Below are 17,524 nucleotides of genomic sequence, written 5' to 3'. Positions count from 1 at the left end.
ATTCGTTATCGGCTCGATTCTGCGGTCAATGTGGTGGGCTGTGTTTTGGTATTGGGGGCATTCACAGGGATTTTAAAAGCAGGGTTGGCGCGGGTCAGTAGTTCACGGCGGTGCAGGCGTAAATCAGCCAGTCGTAACGACAAGCGTTCGCTGAGCGCGCGTATTTCGGATGGTGATTCGTTTTTCCGCAGCAGGATTTCAACCTTCCGAAAATCGACTTCCAGTTGCTGTAAATCGGTGTTGAGTGAATTGATTTCGTCTGATAGAGAACTGTCATCATATTCTAGCGCTGCCGCCTCTTTTAACGTCAGCTTATCATGTTGCTCGCTGAATCTGGCCAACAGCGTCGTCCGTGGTCCTTGCCAGCAAAGCACTATCGCGACCATCAAGAGAAATGCCGTCAACAACCGTCGTCGTCTTACACGCTCCCAGAGATCAACTGCGGGACGGTCAGTCAGTAGACGTTCCACGCGGCGAGACAACGTCGAACCTGAGCCTCCCGCGGACAGCGCTTGCGCACAGCCTGCGACGTTCAATCGCCATTCTGCCACACGCGTCAAACCGTGGGCCAGAGAAAGCGGGTTGCCGGTGCGGGTGGCGGCCCAGTCATCGCATTGAAACTCGGCAGCCTGTTTCCAGTGTTTGCGAGCGAGGAAATTCAACGGTTGAAATGGAAGGCAGCCACACAGTAGCCGTCCCGCCAGCAACCACCAGGCGTCACCGCGAACGAGATGAGCCAACTCATGTGCCAGCAGCGCTTCCAGTTCTTTCCGGTCCAACCGCGATTCAATGCCCCGGGGAACGACGATGGTCCAGCACCAGATACCGAAGGCGATCGGCTCGCTGACATCGTCTGCTTCCAGCAGCCGAACACGGCGCCGTAATGCTGCCCGCCGAACGAGGTTAGTCAGTATCCCATAAACATCACCGGCATTAATTGTACGGAATTTCTGAACTTTACGTCGAAACCTTTGCCCAACGATGAAGAATCGGAACGAACCAGCAGTCACTATGACAACCACGAATCCGGCCAACCACTTTGCAAACCACGGCAAAATGGACGCTGTTATCATTGAGGTCGGCTTTGTGACTAAAGGAGTCACTGTAGGAATCGGTAGTGCAACGTTTGTTGTCGAGGTGTCGGGAAGCGGCGTCCGCTCAATTTGTTTTGTTGCGGAGTCCTGAATGGATAATGGCCTGGCTGGATCAGTAACAGGCTCTCGTGATGAGGAGGGTGTCATTGAGGTCAAATCGATTTCCGCCCTCAGTGGTTCACCGCCAACATCCAATGGAGTGTGTGTCGGTTTAACATCGACTACAGGAATATTTTCCGGCACGAATATATTTGACGGTTCAGGCACGGCGACTTCTACCGCAGGCTCGTTCCAGCGGGGTGAGAACACAGAATTTCCAACGCCACACAATAATTGTAGCGGCACGGTCAGCAACGGAATCACGGCGGCGGACTTCCACAACCACTCGGTCAGGGTGTAGCTTGGTCTGCGACAACACCAGGTAACCACTGCCGCGAAGGTTAGCAGCAGTGTGGAATGCAGTAGATACGTCGTCAGCATGTCGAGAACGGTTACGATCGCTGGGGTGAGGAATTCACTCGGCATCTTTCACCTCACGTTCTTTCTTGCGGATGAGCATTTTCAGCCGATTAAGTTCTTCCCGCGAAACGTCACAGCCATCCAGCAAATGGCTCACCATTTCGGTCACATCGTCTCGAAATAAGCGTCCAGCCAGGTCTGTTACCATCGACTGACTCACGCTTTCGCGGCGCAGGATCGGACGATAGATGTGAACGCGGCCTTCTGTGCGGTGGGCTACTTGACCGTTGCGTTCCATTTTGGTCAGCATGGTGGCGACCGTGGTGTAGGCCAGTGGCCGGTCATCTTCTAGCGCATCTCGGACCGCAGCAACAGTCGCTTCCTCCTGGTCCCACAGGACTTGCATGATCGCCAATTGCAGTCTGGCGAGTTGATGTTTTTGACTCATGACGATTACCTCATCCTTGTCTACTACCTGAGTAGTGGAACTCTACTACCTGAGTAGGAGACCTGTCAAGAGGAACTGGTGTCATTTACCTAGCACGTCGCAAATCAGTTGTCCGCTTGTGGCAAAAGATGACGTGCCCTGCAAAGACGTTGTTTTTCTGTGCATACAAATCCTATTCGGCAACTTTCCTTTTTACAGGAACAATCTGACTGGTGGATTAATACTCATAAATATTATGAATTGATCTATTTCCGTGTGCTTTGTGATTCGACCATCAAAGGTTTTCGCTTGACTTTGATCTATTTTTAAAGTGCCCGGCTTCCATCCGACAGTTCAATTCTGCTTCGACAATGCATCGTTTTCCGGACACTTTTTTGCGCCACTTGACCTGTTCTCGTTCATGACAGGTTGTGTCTATAATTGACGTTAGTTATGTCTCTTGCAGTGCCCCGTATTAAAAACCTGTATCAACTCTTTTGACATCATATTTGAACACATCAATGTTTTTTGCATGATTTGTTGCCCAGTATGTTTTATACATAACCTTGTGCAGGTGAATAACAAATTATCTGATACAAAACATGATTTAAGGAGAACTCACATGCGATTTCCGTTTGCAATAGTCATCGTAATCCTCGCCGCCAGTCCTTCGATGGGCCAACAAGCCGACCCGTACTCCACAATCCTTCAGTCGCCGTCTGAGATTGAACGTAGTGACACCGACGACAGGACGATCATGTTGATGAAAGAAAGCTACAACGCAACTCACACTGAAATTCGCACTCGTTACAACTATTGGCTTCAAGGCGTCGGCGAAATTTCGGGGTTGCTTGATTCAGTCAAACGCTTTCACTTGATTCGCCTCGAGATTGAAGGCAAAGCGGACAAGCGAAAATTCGTCGAACAGAAACTTGCGTTCGCCAAAACTATCGAAGCGCAAACTGCAAAAGGCAAGTCCAAAGCAGAGTACGAAGCGCTTCGCGAGATTGAAAAATGCAGTGCAAGAGCATTCCGAATAGCAGTTGAGCTGGAACTTGAGAGACTCAGAAAAAGCGACACGAAAGCGAATTCAGAGTGACCTCCCTCATTCGGAGATGAAATATTTCTATTAATGAACTGACAGATCGACGCAAATCAACTCGCTTTCGCCGCGGAGGTAGAGTCGATTGCCGACGAGCGCGCAGTGGGAGAAGATATTTTCGTTGCCCGGATCGATAAACAGATTCAGACGCGAATTCACCTTGAACTGCTCTGTATTGGCGTCTACTAAAACCAGACGCCCTCCTTTGCCAATCACGAGAATTCGTTGGGAATCGGTAATCAGAGCTGCATAATCGCCGAATGCTTTGTCCGGTCCATTCCAGGCGGTTTTCAATCCGTTTTTCCAGTTCAGACAGTACATGTCGTTCCAGATGCAATATACATGATCCCCAATCTGGATCGGAGAACTCATATCGGGATTCAGATCTTCATTTATGGCAACAGCCCGGGGAATGACGATTCCGTCTGAGTCAAAACCGTACAGGCGGGTGCCATTATTTTCTGTGGTGACCAGCAGTTGACCGTTTATCGCCAGAGGAGTAGGTACATTAAAGTCCCCGGAATACGCGGGGATGACAGTCCATAACCGCTGACCGGTTTTGACATCCCAGCCTCCCAGTGAAACAGCATCATGGCCTACGACCTGCAGTCGTCCGCCAAATTTTCCAGCGATAAAGGAACCGTAGGCGGCTTCGTTTCCCGGTGTCTGCCACAAAGTCTTCCCGGTCCGGGGATCAAGGGCTACCAGCGAGGCAGCTTTCGCGCCGGGATTCACGATTAATCGGTTCTCTACAATCAGGGGCGAGGAACAGGCTCCCCAGGTAGGCCTGGTATTCTGCCCGAAATCGCGATACAGATTTTTTTTCCAGAACACTTTTCCTGATTTGATTTCCACACAGTGCAGATCACCAAAAGCCCCGAGCAGGAAGACCAGATCACCATAAACCAGAGGGGTGGCACGAGGAGAGGTGCCATAATCCAACTCACCCGGAGCCAGATATTCGAGAACCCACTGCACTTTGCCATCGCTGGCTGACAGACAGCGGAAGAGGTCACTCTGGTTATCCAGTCCGCGGTCGCCGAAGATTACCCGGTCTTGTGTTGCTGCAATCCCTCCCAGTCCGGAATAGGCTAACTTAAAGTTCCAGAGAGGGCTGGTGGTCGCAGGCAAGGATTTTGGTAGTTGAGTGACAGAACCATTGCGGTGCGGTCCCAGCCATCCCGGCCAGACTGCCGAGGATTGTTCAATCTGCGGATCTTGTATTTTTTTTTTACCAGACGCTGATACAGGCTTGGATGTATCTTCGGCTGTCTCAATAGGCACGAAGCCCATGAGTGATTCAAGAGCCTTGCAAAGTTCGGGTTGCGTGACCACATTCAGCAGAGCAGCGGTGATCTGCTTCTGCTCGGCGGGGTTCACATTTCCTCCTGTGAAAGCCGTGATGAATGGAACCGGCTTCGTTTCTGCAACGACACGCAGGTCTCCTTTTTTGATGGTACCACAGCCTTGCAGGAGCGGTTTGGCATAACTGGAGATGACTGCGGCCGCACGAATGTCCTTGTCAAATTCCAGAATTTTACAGGCGCCATCGCTGCAGGCCTGGCTAATTTCCAGTTTGTCTGGAATCGGGACATGCGCATTTTTGAGAATAGAAAGGGCAGCCTGATGTTTCTCATCACACTCGGACGGCCCGAAGAAGATGCGATAGCCCTGCAGGTCTTTAGCATGTTGCGCGGGATCCTGCGCAGACACGACAATCAGCCCGGTTTGCGTCGTTTCCCCCTGAAGATCAGAGAGCCGGGCGATTCCCTGCACTTTCAGTTTTAAAGCAGTTGCATCAGCGAGAACCACAGACTGTTTACCAATGATCAGACAGGCCTGATCATTACCGTTTTTCGGCAACGCTTTTGCCAGCGACTCCGTGAATTGAACCTCAACTTTTCGTCCCAGTTGAGTCTCCAGGTACTCGCCCAGTGTTTCATATTTGCGCTGGGCATAACCTTTCACACAGGGACAGGAAAGCGGTGCAGCCAACGGGTCCATGATAATCAGCGTCAAGGGTTGCGGACTGCCTGCATTGTCTGACGATTTTTGTTCTGCCAAAACAGACAGACCGCTGAAAGACAGACAACACATCAGACACAACAGTAAACATGAATTCTGTTTGAAAGTCACTGTTCTCTCCTCATCCATTTGAGTGACAAGCGGTTGATCACCCCGATTGAGGCGTAGCCGTTTCCTGCGAGCCAGCCTGTCTCAACTTTTTTTGTCGGAGGTTTCCGTTGGAACGATGGATTTACGGGCCATGACAATGATGTGATTGCGGGTGAGATCCATCATGTAAACCCGGTCTCCATCCGGAGAGACCAGAATCGAAACATTTTTGCACCCGGGAACCAGTTTCACTTTGCCGACAAATCCGAGATATTTTCCATCGGCAGAATAGCGTTTGATATATCCCAGATTTGATTCCGCGGTATACACTTCCCCTGCTCTACCGACAGCGACATTCATCGGATTGCAGCAACTGCCAAAGCCTTCCACGCCGTTTCGGTCCCGTTTTCCCCAATGTTTGATCAGTTTGCCATTGCGATCATAATGGTTCACGCGGTGCCGCGAGTTCTCTGCAACGAAAATCCCGTCTGTGCAACATTGAACATCCATTTGACCACAACAGCCGCGAAGCCCCTCGACAACCACACTCGGGCTATCGAAGTTTTTATCCATCCGCCAGACATCGTATCCATATCCTTTGATTGCAGAGCAGGCAATGAAAATCTCTTTTTCGTTGGCGGACAGAGAGGAGACGCGCAATTTCTGATTCGACATCGCTTCCACTTGCGCATCTATCTGGGCATCGGTTGGCGCTTTCTTGTTGTTCTCAGCTTTGGCCATCTGTTTATATTGTTCGAGAATACGTTCGTACGACAGAACTCGTTTCTGATCCTGTTCGGTCAACGTCTTGTCTTTATCTTTGATCTGTTTAATCATATTTTCCAGACGGGGAACCATGCTGGACACTGTACTTGAGCGGGACTTCATCTGCTGAACGACCTGCTCGCGGAGTTTCGCATTGCTGGCTTTAACCGCTTTGGCATGAGGTGCCTCCCTGGTCATGAGAATTTTGCCATGACTATCCAGTTTGAGTAGTTTGCCGCTGCCCGCGACGTAGACCATGCCATCCTGATCGACATTGATGGCATCCGGTACGATGGGAACTTTCCAGGTTTCCAGCCGTTTTCCATCCGGATCAAACACCCGAATTTCGCCCCGCTCACCGCCACAAGCGGCCAGCAACTGCCCTGACGGGTTTAGACAAAATGAATTGATCCGCATGCCAGCCAGGAATTTACTGCCAACTTCAATAATGGCGATCTGCTCGTGGGTCCCCTCGGGGACCTTAACCGACTCGGTTATATTCTGGAGTATCCCGATCGTGGGCGACGAGTTTTGCGGCTTCTGTAGTGGAATCGTTTGAGACGTTGTTTTTTCAATTTGAATTTTGGGTTCAGCCGATTCTCCCGAAGTGATCACAACCAGACTAAAACTACAACTCAGAACGACTGACCGCCACATCAGGCGGGAAGATTGAGTGCCGTGCATCGCTGACCTCCGATAGCGAAAGAGAATTGGATCAGGGATTGCATTTGAACTTTTCTCGACGCAATCCCACTATATTACCGCTATTCAAAAATGGCATTCCAGTTTAAATGAATTCGTCTGCGACAGTACGATCTTGAAATAACGGAACTCATACTGTTCCAGATCAGAAAAAATACCTGTGAGAGAGAATTCCCCGGGAATTGTTTGATGGTCAACTCAAATTATACATGCGTATAATATTGCATTTTAACTGATAGTCAAACAGTCTTCAGCCATTTTTCAGAGATTGTCATCAGCGATGAACAGGAATACTTTGACTACAACGACTTAGGAAATAATGTGACTTCTCTCATCAAAGATATTTCAGCAACCTCTGCTTTACTTATTTACTAAGACAGAACTCACGGGTGGGTATATTCATATTTCTTGAGAGATTTTGAATTTATCCCGAGAATTCAGCGATTGGGTTGCAAGGTCACGAACATTGCAAAAAAGAGATCCTGGCTGTTCTTCAGCCGAATTGGGTAATAGTCCAGCCTGTTATTTCGTCATGGGCTTGCTTTACTTCTTGTGAATGCGGTATTTAATTAAGGTAGTCTCATGCTCGTTATATAAAGTCTCCTCGGAGTAGATCTCTCTGGTTGTTTGGGTTTTAAGAATTCGGAAGCATTTAAAGAAAAAGAAGGAACTAAACTGTGATCACGGCAGGCAGCAGGTTTCGCAAAGCCATTGAAGAAGAACAACCCTTACAGTGTGTGGGAGCCATTAATGCGTATCACGCACGCATGGCGGAAGCCTCTGGGTATCGAGCCTTGTATCTTTCCGGCGGAGGTGTGTCAGCAGGATCTTGTGGTCTCCCCGATTTGGGTATCACGACGATGGACGATGTCCTGATTGACCTCAGGCGGATGACTGATGCAACAAATTTACCGATATTGGTCGACATTGATACTGGCTGGGGGGGCGCTTTGAATATCGCTCGCACGGTTCGGGCGATGAATAAAACAGGTGCCGCAGGCATACACATTGAGGACCAGGTTCAGCAAAAACGCTGTGGGCATCGGCCTAACAAGGCCATCGTACCTCAGGCAGAAATGGTGGATCGCATCAAGGCTGCCGTTGACGCCAGACTTGACGACGATTTTGTAATCATGGGCCGCACCGATGCCCTGGCTGTGGAAGGCATACAATCAGCCATCGACCGGGCGTGTGCCTGTGTGGAAGCTGGTGCCGATATGATTTTCCCCGAAGCGATGACCCAGCTTGAGCAATTCCGAGAATTTGTCGACGCGGTACAGGTTCCTGTCCTGGCCAATATTACTGAGTTTGGTGCCACGCCATTGTTTACCACGCAACAATTGGCAGACGTAGGAGTTAGTATCGCTCTATACCCACTGTCTGCGTTTCGCGCTGCCAACAAGGCGGCTCTCAACGTTTATCAGACTCTCCGAAAAGAGGGTACTCAACAAGGAGTCCTCGACACGATGCAAACGCGCGAAGAACTTTATGACTATCTAGGCTACCACGAGTTCGAAAAAAAACTCGACCAGCTTTTTGCAGAGAACAATCAGGAGGACGTACAACAATGAACGAGCCACCAACCGATGTCAGAAAACCCAAAAAATCGGTCGCACTGTCTGGAGTGGAAGCGGGCAACACGGCCATTTGCACAGTTGGCCGCACAGGTAACGACCTGCACTACCGCGGCTACGACATACTCGACTTCGCCGAGACGGCGGAATTCGAAGAAATTGCTCACCTGCTGATTCATGGCTCACTGCCAACCCAATCAGAACTCTCTGCTTATAAAGCGAAATTGAAGTCGTTACGAATACTTCCAGAACCTGTCAAAACGACATTGGAAACCATTCCAGCCTCGGCCCACCCGATGGATGTCTTGCGGACAGGCTGCTCGATGCTGGGAGCCTGCGAGCCCGAACCCAACGAGCATTCACCTGAAACAGCACGTGATCTGATTGACCGATTGATGGCGAGTTTTGGATCGATGCTGCTGTACTGGTATCATTTCGCGAATGAGGGCCGTCGGATTGAAGTAGAAACGGACGCCGATTCAATCGGCGAACACTTTCTGCAACTCCTGCATGACAAGCAACCCAGCGACTCCTGGATTCGTGCGATGCACACCTCGCTGATCCTTTATGCCGAACACGAATTTAATGCCTCGACCTTCACCGCACGTGTAATTGCCGGCACAGGGTCCGATCTTTACTCATCTATCACAGGAGCAATCGGAGCACTCCGGGGGCCTAAACATGGCGGCGCGAATGAAGTCGCTTTTGAGATTCAGAACCGGTACGCAGACCCCGATTCAGCGGAATCAGACATCCGTGAACGGGTGAGCCGTAAGGAAATTATCATTGGTTTTGGCCACCCGGTTTACACAACAGGAGACCCTCGCAACACAGTGATTAAATCTGTAGCCAGGCAACTGTCAGAAGAAGCAAATAAGACCAACTTGTTTGACATTGCCGAACGACTGGAATCGGTGATGTGGGAAGTCAAAAATATGTTTCCCAACCTCGATTGGTTTTCGGCGGTCTCGTATCATCGAATGAACATCCCCACGGCCATGTTTACGCCATTGTTTGTGATGTCCCGAATCGCTGGCTGGGGCGCACACGTGATCGAACAACGCGAAGACGGTAAAATCATACGCCCTGGAGCCCACTATACCGGCCCCGAAAATCTTGAATGGATTGCACTGGAGAACCGTTAATCGATGAGTGAAACTGATATTAATAGCGCCGCACGTCCCGAATTCGATCAGGTGATTCAGGACATCGCCGATTATGTATTGGACCTCAACACAGGGCAACCAGCAGTTGAGCTATCCAAAGAAGCCATGGAAACGGCTCGTTACTGCTGGATGGACACCATCGGCTGTGGACTGTATGCGCTGAACTATCCCGCCTGTACGAAGCTGCTCGGCCCCATTGTCCCGGGCGCGGAACTTCCAGGCGGTTCACGGGTGCCCGGGACATCGTATGAGCTTGATCCCATCCGGGCGGCATGGAATATCGGTGCCACCATTCGCTGGCTCGATTACAACGACACCTGGCTGGCTGCAGAATGGGGGCATCCATCCGATAATCTGGGAGCCATTCTGGCATTGGCCGATTACCAGTCTCGAATGGGGACAGCCTCTTTGTCGATGAAAGAAGTGCTCGTCGCCATGATTAAGGCACATGAAATCCAGGGGGTCATTGCCTTGAAGAACTCATTCAATCGCGTGGGGCTGGATCATGTCATGCTGGTACGCATTGCCTCAGCGGCGGTCTCCGCCCAGATATTGGGCTGCAACCGCGAACAAACGCTGAACGCCATTTCCCATGCCTGGCTGGACGGTTCGTCACTGCGAACCTATCGGCACGCCCCCAATACGGGTTCGCGAAAATCGTGGGCAGCCGGCGACGCGACCGCGCGAGGTCTTTTTCTGGCCATGCTTGCCCAGCGTGGAGAAATGGGGTATCCCACCGCCATTACCGCACCAGGCTGGGGATTTCAAGATGTTTCATTCAGAGGCAACAAACTGGAGTTCGGCCAGAAATTCGGAACCTATGTGATGCAAAACATCCTGTTCAAGATTTCGTTCCCCGCCGAATTTCATGCCCAGACAGCAGTCGAAGCCGCGTTGACTTTGCATGAGGAAGTGAAAGATCGCCTTGATGATATTGAACGAATCGTGATTGAAACACATGAGTCAGGGAATCGCATCATCAACAAAACAGGGCCGCTTGATAATCCAGCCGACCGGGACCATTGCCTGCAATATATGGTCGCCGTCCCGTTGATCTTCGGTCGACTGACAGCCGAGGACTATGAAGACTCGGTCGCTGCCGACCCTCGAATTGATGCACTCAGAGACAGAATGCACTGCCAGGAAAACGAACGTTTCACCCGTGAATACCTCGAATCTGAGAAACGCGCCATCGGCAACTCGGTACAAGTCTTCTTCAAAGATGGTACTCAGACAGAAAAGGTCGTAGTTGATTACCCGGTCGGACATCACCGTCGTCGAACCGAAGGAATTCCATTGTTGAAGGAAAAGTTTGAGAGGTATCTGCGCGGCGGTGTTTCGAAAACGAATGCAGATCGAATTCTTGAAATCTGCGCGGATCAGGACACATTCGAATCGACGCCCGTCAATGAAATCATGTCACTATTGGTAGTTCCCGGAGCGAAAGGTTTGGGCAAATGAAGAATTACGAAGCCTTGAACTATATCATCGCTTTCGATACGAGCTATCTCGATTATCGAGTTGCGGAATTGGTTGATTATTACAACAAACATTGAGTGCATTCTTGTGAGAATATCTGCCGCCCTGCTCTGTCGAGTCGCCACTGGATTTCGAGACAATCAAGCTCCATGAGTTCCACTGCAAGGAACAACTCGGAGGGACGATCAGATTTTACCCAGCTCAATCCATCAGAGATAGTCGCCCCCGTTTGCTCGGCGATGCTTCGGCCAGCTTACGAATCACCGAGTGAATAAAGCCCTCCGCCATCGTGCTTCAGTCTTCCTTGATTTGCCAGTTCCTGCCAAACGGCTGGGGAATACTGGTTTGGCGGTTCAATGGCAACGACGCTGGAACGCTGACCAGAGGACGTGGCACCGTAGCCCATTCGAGATTCGTCATCCAGGCAAGTTAGCTTGAGGCGTTTGCGAAACGCCTTCATGGCCAATTTAAGTTCCTTATTCGAGGGCAGTTCGGGCGCAGGTGTGGCTTCGGTTTCGGAGTCGACCAAAAATATATTCCTTTTCAAATTTAGACTGTGTCCAGTTTTACTGTAGCGTCTCCAAGGCCATTTGGACCGAGTATACTAGATTGAGAGACGCTATGGTTAAATGTGATGCGCTCTGGATTGAACCATTAACGACTGTGATGACAGATCATTTCCCTGGCCGCCTCATTATAACCTTTCAAGCCCGCTGCATATCGAAGGTACTGCGCGGCCGGAATCAACGGTCTGGGAAGAGGACCTGTAATAATCACTCGAAGGCGGCTTCAGGATGACTGGTCCGGGGACCAAGTTCGAGTCTTTTATCGTCGGCCCGGTAATGCGCATCGGATATATATATATATATTGTAACTGCCGTTCGGCGAACCGCAACAGGAACCCTCCTGAGTACAGGTGACCTGTCTTAAAACCTGTACCAGAGGCGATTTTCTACCATATGCCACGAATAATCGCCAGGCAGGATAAGAGAAGAAGAGCAAACGTCTGAAGCGACCCAATGCAAGTTTGGATTATGAGAATTTATTATGGGATCTTACTCAAAAAATACATAATTAAAATAATGAGATTGCTTGGCACCGACGAGGCAGGTACCATTTGTACCGTTCACTTAACAACACAATCTTCGATGTTACGAACAGACTACGACAAAGAGATCATATTTGCGATATTATTTAACCTTTGGATTCAATCGCCTGCTTGGGGTACGATTGAGAAAGTACATGGTGCGAACTATGTCTGCTAAAATTTTTACTTGGGTTTTGATGGTCGTGATGCTGCCAATACAGTATGCGCGTGCAGATGAGTCGCAAACCAAAACGACGTCACTTCGTGATATCCAGAAACAGGCGACTCTCTTAAAACGTCGGGGAAAAAGCCTTTCCCAAGCAGAGGTTCTGACTAAGATCGCCCCGCTCAAAAATGCCCTTGCATTCGCCAACCTTACAGGAGCCCCACTGAATCGTCTCTATACCAACGCTTCGGACAGTCTGGCCATGCTATGTGCGGGACTCGATCTTCCCGTCACCGATCGATTCGAGAAACCAACTGAGATCGAGAAGAAATCCAATTCTTATCGTGTTCGTATTGCCTGTCTAACACCAGCCGACCGAACCCCGAATGCAGCGGCAGCACATCGCGCTGCGGAACTGTTGCTTTGGTATCAACGCTGGTTTGCCGACCAGATGGCCCAAAACGGGCATGGCAAGATGACGTTTTCTTACGAATCGGAAACGGGTTCTTCCTGGCCTCGAGTGCACAACATTCGTCTGCCACGTCCTAGTGTTTATTACCGAACGAATGAGCCAGGTCAGGGAGACAAAGTTTATAGCCGCGTTGTTACCGCTGCGAAAGACGTCGGGATTCCGGTGGAGGAAAGTGGCCAGGTCTGGATTCTGTTTATCGATATGCAGGAAATTCTTCCGGACGGGAAAGTTGTTGGCCTCCATCGACAGGGGGGCGGGAAGACTTTTCATACAGGTGCAACGGTCTGCGATACGGGCACCTTAGGAGAGTTATCCTTAACTGCCTTGACGACTGATAATCTGTACCACGGAATGGTTGTGCCAAGTCTCGGTCGTTATCCCCTGAAGCGAGGCGTGAGTTTTCCGCCAAGTCGTGGAAACACCGTAGGGACCGTTGTCTCCTCAAATCTGGGTAGTTGGCTGCACGAACTGGGGCACTGCTTCCTGTTAACTCACGACTTCAGGAACGATGACAATGCTGCGGGGAATTTGATGGGGAACGGCCTGAGAGGTTTTCGAGCCTGGCTGTATCCCGAGAAATTTCAAAACGAGTATACCCACCTCAGCGCCAATACGTCTAACTTATTGCGACTCAATCGATTCTTCCGCCCCCAGGAAGAATTTAAAGATACAAAAGCGCCTTCAATTGAGCAGGCGAAGTTTTCGACTCAGTCGGTCGAAGGTCTTCTGGTATGTTCCGTATCGATTCGTGACGATGACGAACTCGCCTACGTGATGCTGATGAATAATGACTGCGTTGTCGCTTCCCAGGATGTTTCTGGAAAGAACGCACAGGTTGAACTTCGATTCTGGAGATATGAAATTGGTGACAACCGATGGCAGTTACGGGTATTCGATCGCAGTGGGAATGTCAGGATACTGCCTGGCACTGCCTTTGTGCCTGCTACCTCAAAACGAGCCGCTCATCCTTACGTTACATGCCCAAAGATGCGACTCAAAGCAGGTGAACCTCTCTCCGTCTCTGCAGAGAAAACGAAGGATCCCGACGGCGATTCGTCAGCACTTCGGTATGCGTGGGACTTCGAGGGAGATGGAAAGCTGGATACCGAGTTTTCTCCCCGTCCCCATGTCAGTGTGACTTACCCCGTCGCGGGAGTAAACAGTCTCCAGTGCCACGTCATGGACGGCGATGGAACGACAGCTGTTTCGAGCACGATCCGCATTCAAGTCGAGCAATAACGACCATCTACCTGGAACATGACCTTCCCCTCTTCTTCCTGACCAATTTGGGGTCGCAAACGCTTGCCATTTTCGTAGTAGGCGAGGAACCAGATTTTTTCTCTGAGATCACGACGAACTTTGCCGATCCGGAACGTTGTCATACGATTTTGTTGTTGATGATTGCTCTACCAACAAGACCTTTCAGAGAATCCCCGTGCCACAAAATGGACCACAAATGGGAAGCTCTGGAGCGGTCCAGATAAAGCAAATGCCGTTGAGTTATAGGCTTACAACTCAACGGCAATCAAATAAACGGAGAGGGGGGGACTCTCCGCCTGGGTGGTTTCAAACCTGATTTCAACGCGACGAAAATAAACCTAATGGTGCGTAACTCATTGAATATAAAACAGTTGCTTACTTCGATGTTTTATCGGTTCTGCAACCACACACTTCATTCAGCTGTTTGGTGTTTGCACCAATTGTGCACCAGCGGTGCACCAACCGAATTTAAACATCCTGACCACCTTCAGGTAATGTATCTTGTACTGCATTAGAACAACTCTGACAAGTACTTATTTCAGATAAATTAAGTTGTTCCGTGCGTGCCTTAATCGCTTGCAGGAGGGGACTGATCTTGTTGTAATACTTCACTATCTCCTGCTCAGGGTTCAGTCCAGCATAGTCATTCAAAATATCTTTCACAGTATGTTCCGTCAGGTACCGTAAATCTAAAAATGACACCCCTGCCTCTTTCATCTCCTGTGTAATCGAACCGCGGAGGTCATAAGGTCTACTTGACTCATCTTTTCCTATCACCTGACGCAGTTGTTTTCCAATATAGGCACTGGAGATACCGCCTGATTCTTTCAGAAGGTCGCGAAAGATCTGTTTTTGATCCTGTTCATTTTGAACTGTTCCCTTAGGAGCATTCAACAATTTTTCCTGGAATCGTCGTTCCAACTCAGAGGCTGTATTAAACAGGTGCTTGTTTGAAAGTTTTCTTTTCCAATATTTCCGGTTCAGAAAAAATGGCCCTTCACTCCGCCTATATTTTGACATCCGTAATAGAGGCATTAGTTCTTTTGGTAAAGGAATCTCAACAGTAACTTTTCCTTTGTTAAAATCAGAACCACCAAATCGGCTGCCAAACCGAATCTGCTGTTTTTCGAAGTCTACATCGCTGATGATTAGACCAGAGACGTCTTCAAAACGGATCGGTAAAACTAAAAGTATGCATAGTGACATGAATTGCCAGTCATCCATAGCATTTAAAAGTTCAATCCTACGATTAAGGGGAATTTTACTCTTTCGAAGAGGGTCTTTTGGGGGCGTACTTCCGATAATGTCCGGGGAGATCGGATTGACAAATTCTGGTGGAAGATTGCGTACATCAGCTCTACATGCCCATTTGAGAGCCATTCTTAGTGTCTCCAGGCAATTTTGAATTTGCCGTAAGGACATCGGTTTTGTGGAAGCATTTGCACTACCATTTCTTGTTACCTGACGGTTTATCAGAAATTCGCGTAACTCAATAGCAAAATCCCTATCGAGAGATTGCGCTGTGGGCCACTTTTTACGGGATCGAATTAATTCTACAAAATCCAGTACGGGGGTAAGTCGATTTAGATAGGTGTTAGCAGTTTTTTTTCCACGGAGTTTCCGTTTTTCAGACAAAAATCGATTCATTAGCTCGCGTAGGATCAGATTGGGGATTTTTTTTGTTTTTAATATCTGCTTTCGCGCTTCACTAGGGGGCACGAATGATCCTGACTCAAGCTTATGTATCAGTTGTATTAGTTTTGATTTGGCTTCCTGTGGATCTGCTCCGAGCGTTTCTCCAAAAGCCCTTCCTTCATAACGCCCACGCGCTATTTTATTGCCATTTCGTTCCCATATATGGACGTTGACTCCGACACCGGTTTCATGCGTGTGGCCTCCCATGAGTGCCGATCTGACCATTGATCGACCATCGGACTGAGACTTTTGAATGGTCGCTTCCTGGGTGTCAGGGGAATCTATTATCTGACTTTCGTCAGTTTCGTGCGTCTTGTCGCGATCGCTGTGTTTATCAGTATGCATCAAACTTACCAGATAATTAAAAAGGAATTATTTGATCTGGTAAAACTATCGCAAGCACATTGAATATAATCGAGGGAAACGTTTTGGAATTCGTTTCCCTCATTTTGATGTAAATAGGGTTCTGTGATTATGAATACTGACTAAACTATTAGATTCCGTTCTTTTTCCTTTATACTTTAGCAGTTTAGTCAAAGGAGATATTACGTGGCTCAAAAATCTGTTAACACAGTAGAAAATATTATAGCATGGGAAGAGTTAAAAAATCGCTATCCTAAACAGCTTTGCTTAGATGATGATACCGTTTACTCTTTACCAACTGGCCTTATCAAAGCTATCAAAAAACATCTTCCTGGTCTCTGGTCTAAAGAAGATCTCAAGTTTGAGTATGATTTGAATGAGATTGCTGGTATGGGGCTCTATTTAAAACAGCCTTTCCATTATCCACTACTCCAAGAGTATTTTCCTCCAGTGAGTGAAGCTGTAATTAAACTCCAAGAGGAACATGACCGAGTCAATCAGAAATTACAAGAAGCAACTATTGAGGATATGAAAAGTTATGGCTGCTCTGATCTAATGATCGAAAGGTATTTCAAAGAACAGGAAAGGTATAAGCTACAAGCTCTGGAGCGGCAAAGAGGCTATGCAGGCTGGCTAGTAACGAGTCCAGAATTCCAGCTTCGAAAGTCGGAGTTTATTTGTGAGTGGCGGGATCAGATTGAATTGCGAGGCAACTTTCCAGATATTCCAACTATGGACATGATAAATGACTCGACTCCCGTCCCAACAAATCAAAGACCGTTTTATGCAGAATACACACGGTTTTATTACGATTGGAGCCTGGAGACATTAACTACCCCTTATCTACCATTGCCAATGCATTCAAATCCAGTTGGATATTCTCAGTATAGACAGGATGTTTTTGCTGGATCGGGAGTCACTCTTTTCGTTCCCTGGTATCTTCTAGCAGATCAAGATCTGAAGCTACATGATATTGCAAAATATCATTTGTTGTATGGTCATAAAAAACATCTTAATGGTTGGTTGGACAAAAACAGCAAGGATAGAAAGAAATGGGGGTACGAAAGATTTGCGACGATGTTGAAGATGTTTACTTTCTTAGAATGTGGTTTGAACGCCAGATACAAAGGACGCCTGAATTGGAAGGTTAAAAAAATTGATATGGCGTTTACAGAATTTCTGGAAGGGAAAGCGCTCGATGGTACTGTGTTGGATCGAAAATTCGAAAGTACCAAAAAAATCAGACTAGAACTTAAACGCCGATTGAATCGCTGCATTAAGGCCGTCGATATCGATAGTCCACTTCCAGAAACGGAGTGATTGTTTATGAGAATAGCCAGCTGGTAACCCCGATGATAACGAGTATTCAGCCGGGTATTATTAGCTTTCATGTTCTTAACAATAGCTAACACTCCTCATCCTTAGTATTGAACTAAACCGCTTCGCGGTAGGCTTGGGACCGGCAGCCGTGATTGATCGCTCCGCTGAGGGCTCGTACCCCCGGACTGCAAAGTACAGGTAGGCACCCCGGTCCGTCTGTACGGCCTGTTCCGAATATTCCGATTTGCGCTTCCGCCTTTTGTGAGGCATAGTTTCAG

The 17,524-nt window shown here is 48.6% G+C and carries 13 protein-coding genes; 6 read left to right on the top strand and 7 right to left on the bottom strand.

From position 1 onward, the window contains the following. Positions 1-5: 5 nt before the first annotated feature. Together Pan161_RS02130 and Pan161_RS02125 are read right to left on the bottom strand one after the other, a co-directional pair. A complete protein-coding gene (locus tag Pan161_RS02130) occupies positions 6-1,619 on the bottom strand; it encodes a M56 family metallopeptidase (RefSeq protein WP_145223953.1) in 1,614 nt (537 codons plus the stop codon). Further along, positions 1,609-2,001 (bottom strand): BlaI/MecI/CopY family transcriptional regulator, encoded by a 393-nt coding sequence (locus Pan161_RS02125; protein ID WP_145223952.1) that lies wholly within the window; start codon positions 1,999-2,001, stop codon positions 1,609-1,611. The genes Pan161_RS02130 and Pan161_RS02125 overlap by 11 nt, the downstream gene beginning before the upstream one ends. Positions 2,002-2,602: 601 nt before the next feature. On the opposite strand from Pan161_RS02125, the gene Pan161_RS02120 reads away from it, so the two are divergent. Then, positions 2,603-3,079 (top strand): hypothetical protein, encoded by a 477-nt coding sequence (locus Pan161_RS02120; RefSeq protein WP_145223951.1) that lies wholly within the window; start codon positions 2,603-2,605, stop codon positions 3,077-3,079. A gap of 30 nt (positions 3,080-3,109) precedes the next feature. Here Pan161_RS02120 and Pan161_RS02115 read toward each other — a convergent pair whose 3' ends face one another. Together Pan161_RS02115 and Pan161_RS02110 are read right to left on the bottom strand one after the other, a co-directional pair. Next, positions 3,110-5,218 carry an outer membrane protein assembly factor BamB family protein gene (locus tag Pan161_RS02115; protein ID WP_197995655.1) on the bottom strand — a complete coding sequence of 703 codons (2,109 nt, stop codon included), beginning with the start codon at positions 5,216-5,218 and terminating at the stop codon, positions 3,110-3,112. Between the two features lie 81 nt (positions 5,219-5,299). Then, complete coding sequence (locus tag Pan161_RS02110) at positions 5,300-6,646, bottom strand: NHL repeat-containing protein (RefSeq protein WP_145223949.1); 1,347 nt, start codon at positions 6,644-6,646, stop codon at positions 5,300-5,302. A gap of 695 nt (positions 6,647-7,341) precedes the next feature. Here Pan161_RS02110 and prpB point away from each other — a divergent pair. From prpB to Pan161_RS02095, 3 genes are read left to right on the top strand one after another with little or no spacing between them, the layout of a single operon-like run. Then, the gene (prpB, locus tag Pan161_RS02105; protein ID WP_145223948.1) at positions 7,342-8,235 is read left to right on the top strand and encodes a methylisocitrate lyase; all 894 of its coding nucleotides are present in this window, start codon (positions 7,342-7,344) and stop codon (positions 8,233-8,235) included. Beyond that, positions 8,232-9,383, top strand: coding sequence for a bifunctional 2-methylcitrate synthase/citrate synthase (gene prpC / locus Pan161_RS02100; protein ID WP_145223947.1), 1,152 nt, complete (start codon positions 8,232-8,234; stop codon positions 9,381-9,383). Before prpB ends, prpC begins: the two co-directional genes overlap by 4 nt. 3 nt (positions 9,384-9,386) lie before the next feature. Continuing rightward, positions 9,387-10,865 carry a bifunctional 2-methylcitrate dehydratase/aconitate hydratase gene (locus Pan161_RS02095; protein ID WP_145223946.1) on the top strand — a complete coding sequence of 493 codons (1,479 nt, stop codon included), beginning with the start codon at positions 9,387-9,389 and terminating at the stop codon, positions 10,863-10,865. Positions 10,866-11,136: 271 nt separating this feature from the next. Here the strand turns inward: Pan161_RS02095 and Pan161_RS02090 are convergent, their stop codons facing one another. Beyond that, complete coding sequence (locus Pan161_RS02090) at positions 11,137-11,412, bottom strand: hypothetical protein (protein WP_232103590.1); 276 nt, start codon at positions 11,410-11,412, stop codon at positions 11,137-11,139. Between the two features lie 725 nt (positions 11,413-12,137). On the opposite strand from Pan161_RS02090, the gene Pan161_RS02085 reads away from it, so the two are divergent. Further along, positions 12,138-13,847, top strand: a complete 1,710-nt coding sequence (locus Pan161_RS02085; RefSeq protein ID WP_145223945.1) for a PKD domain-containing protein — start codon at positions 12,138-12,140, stop codon at positions 13,845-13,847. On the opposite strand, the gene Pan161_RS30370 is transcribed toward Pan161_RS02085, so the two are convergent. Both Pan161_RS30370 and Pan161_RS02080 read right to left on the bottom strand, forming a co-directional pair. After that, a complete protein-coding gene (locus Pan161_RS30370; protein ID WP_197995654.1) occupies positions 13,832-13,990 on the bottom strand; it encodes a hypothetical protein in 159 nt (52 codons plus the stop codon). The two genes, Pan161_RS02085 and Pan161_RS30370, sit on opposite strands and share 16 nt — an antisense overlap. Before the next feature lie 346 nt (positions 13,991-14,336). Continuing rightward, positions 14,337-15,908 (bottom strand): tyrosine-type recombinase/integrase, encoded by a 1,572-nt coding sequence (locus Pan161_RS02080; RefSeq protein ID WP_145223944.1) that lies wholly within the window; start codon positions 15,906-15,908, stop codon positions 14,337-14,339. 204 nt (positions 15,909-16,112) lie between these two features. Here Pan161_RS02080 and Pan161_RS02075 point away from each other — a divergent pair, with 204 nt between their 5' ends. Beyond that, positions 16,113-17,246, top strand: a complete 1,134-nt coding sequence (locus Pan161_RS02075; RefSeq protein WP_145223943.1) for a hypothetical protein — start codon at positions 16,113-16,115, stop codon at positions 17,244-17,246. Positions 17,247-17,524 lie beyond the last annotated feature (278 nt).

Source organism: Gimesia algae, from assembly GCF_007746795.1.
In the GTDB taxonomy this organism is placed as follows: Bacteria; Planctomycetota; Planctomycetia; order Planctomycetales; family Planctomycetaceae; genus Gimesia; species Gimesia algae.
This window is presented reverse-complemented; position numbering and strand designations above follow the sequence as displayed.

Coding starts and splice junctions, on each gene's coding strand:
- Pan161_RS02130 (WP_145223953.1), bottom strand. CDS start 1,619: ATGCCGAGTGAATTCCTCACCCCAGCGATCGTAACCGTTCTCGACATG.
- Pan161_RS02125 (WP_145223952.1), bottom strand. CDS start 2,001: ATGAGTCAAAAACATCAACTCGCCAGACTGCAATTGGCGATCATGCAA.
- Pan161_RS02120 (WP_145223951.1), top strand. CDS start 2,603: ATGCGATTTCCGTTTGCAATAGTCATCGTAATCCTCGCCGCCAGTCCT.
- Pan161_RS02110 (WP_145223949.1), bottom strand. CDS start 6,646: ATGCACGGCACTCAATCTTCCCGCCTGATGTGGCGGTCAGTCGTTCTG.
- prpC (WP_145223947.1), top strand. CDS start 8,232: ATGAACGAGCCACCAACCGATGTCAGAAAACCCAAAAAATCGGTCGCA.
- Pan161_RS02095 (WP_145223946.1), top strand. CDS start 9,387: ATGAGTGAAACTGATATTAATAGCGCCGCACGTCCCGAATTCGATCAG.
- Pan161_RS02085 (WP_145223945.1), top strand. CDS start 12,138: ATGTCTGCTAAAATTTTTACTTGGGTTTTGATGGTCGTGATGCTGCCA.
- Pan161_RS30370 (WP_197995654.1), bottom strand. CDS start 13,990: ATGACAACGTTCCGGATCGGCAAAGTTCGTCGTGATCTCAGAGAAAAA.
- Pan161_RS02080 (WP_145223944.1), bottom strand. CDS start 15,908: ATGCATACTGATAAACACAGCGATCGCGACAAGACGCACGAAACTGAC.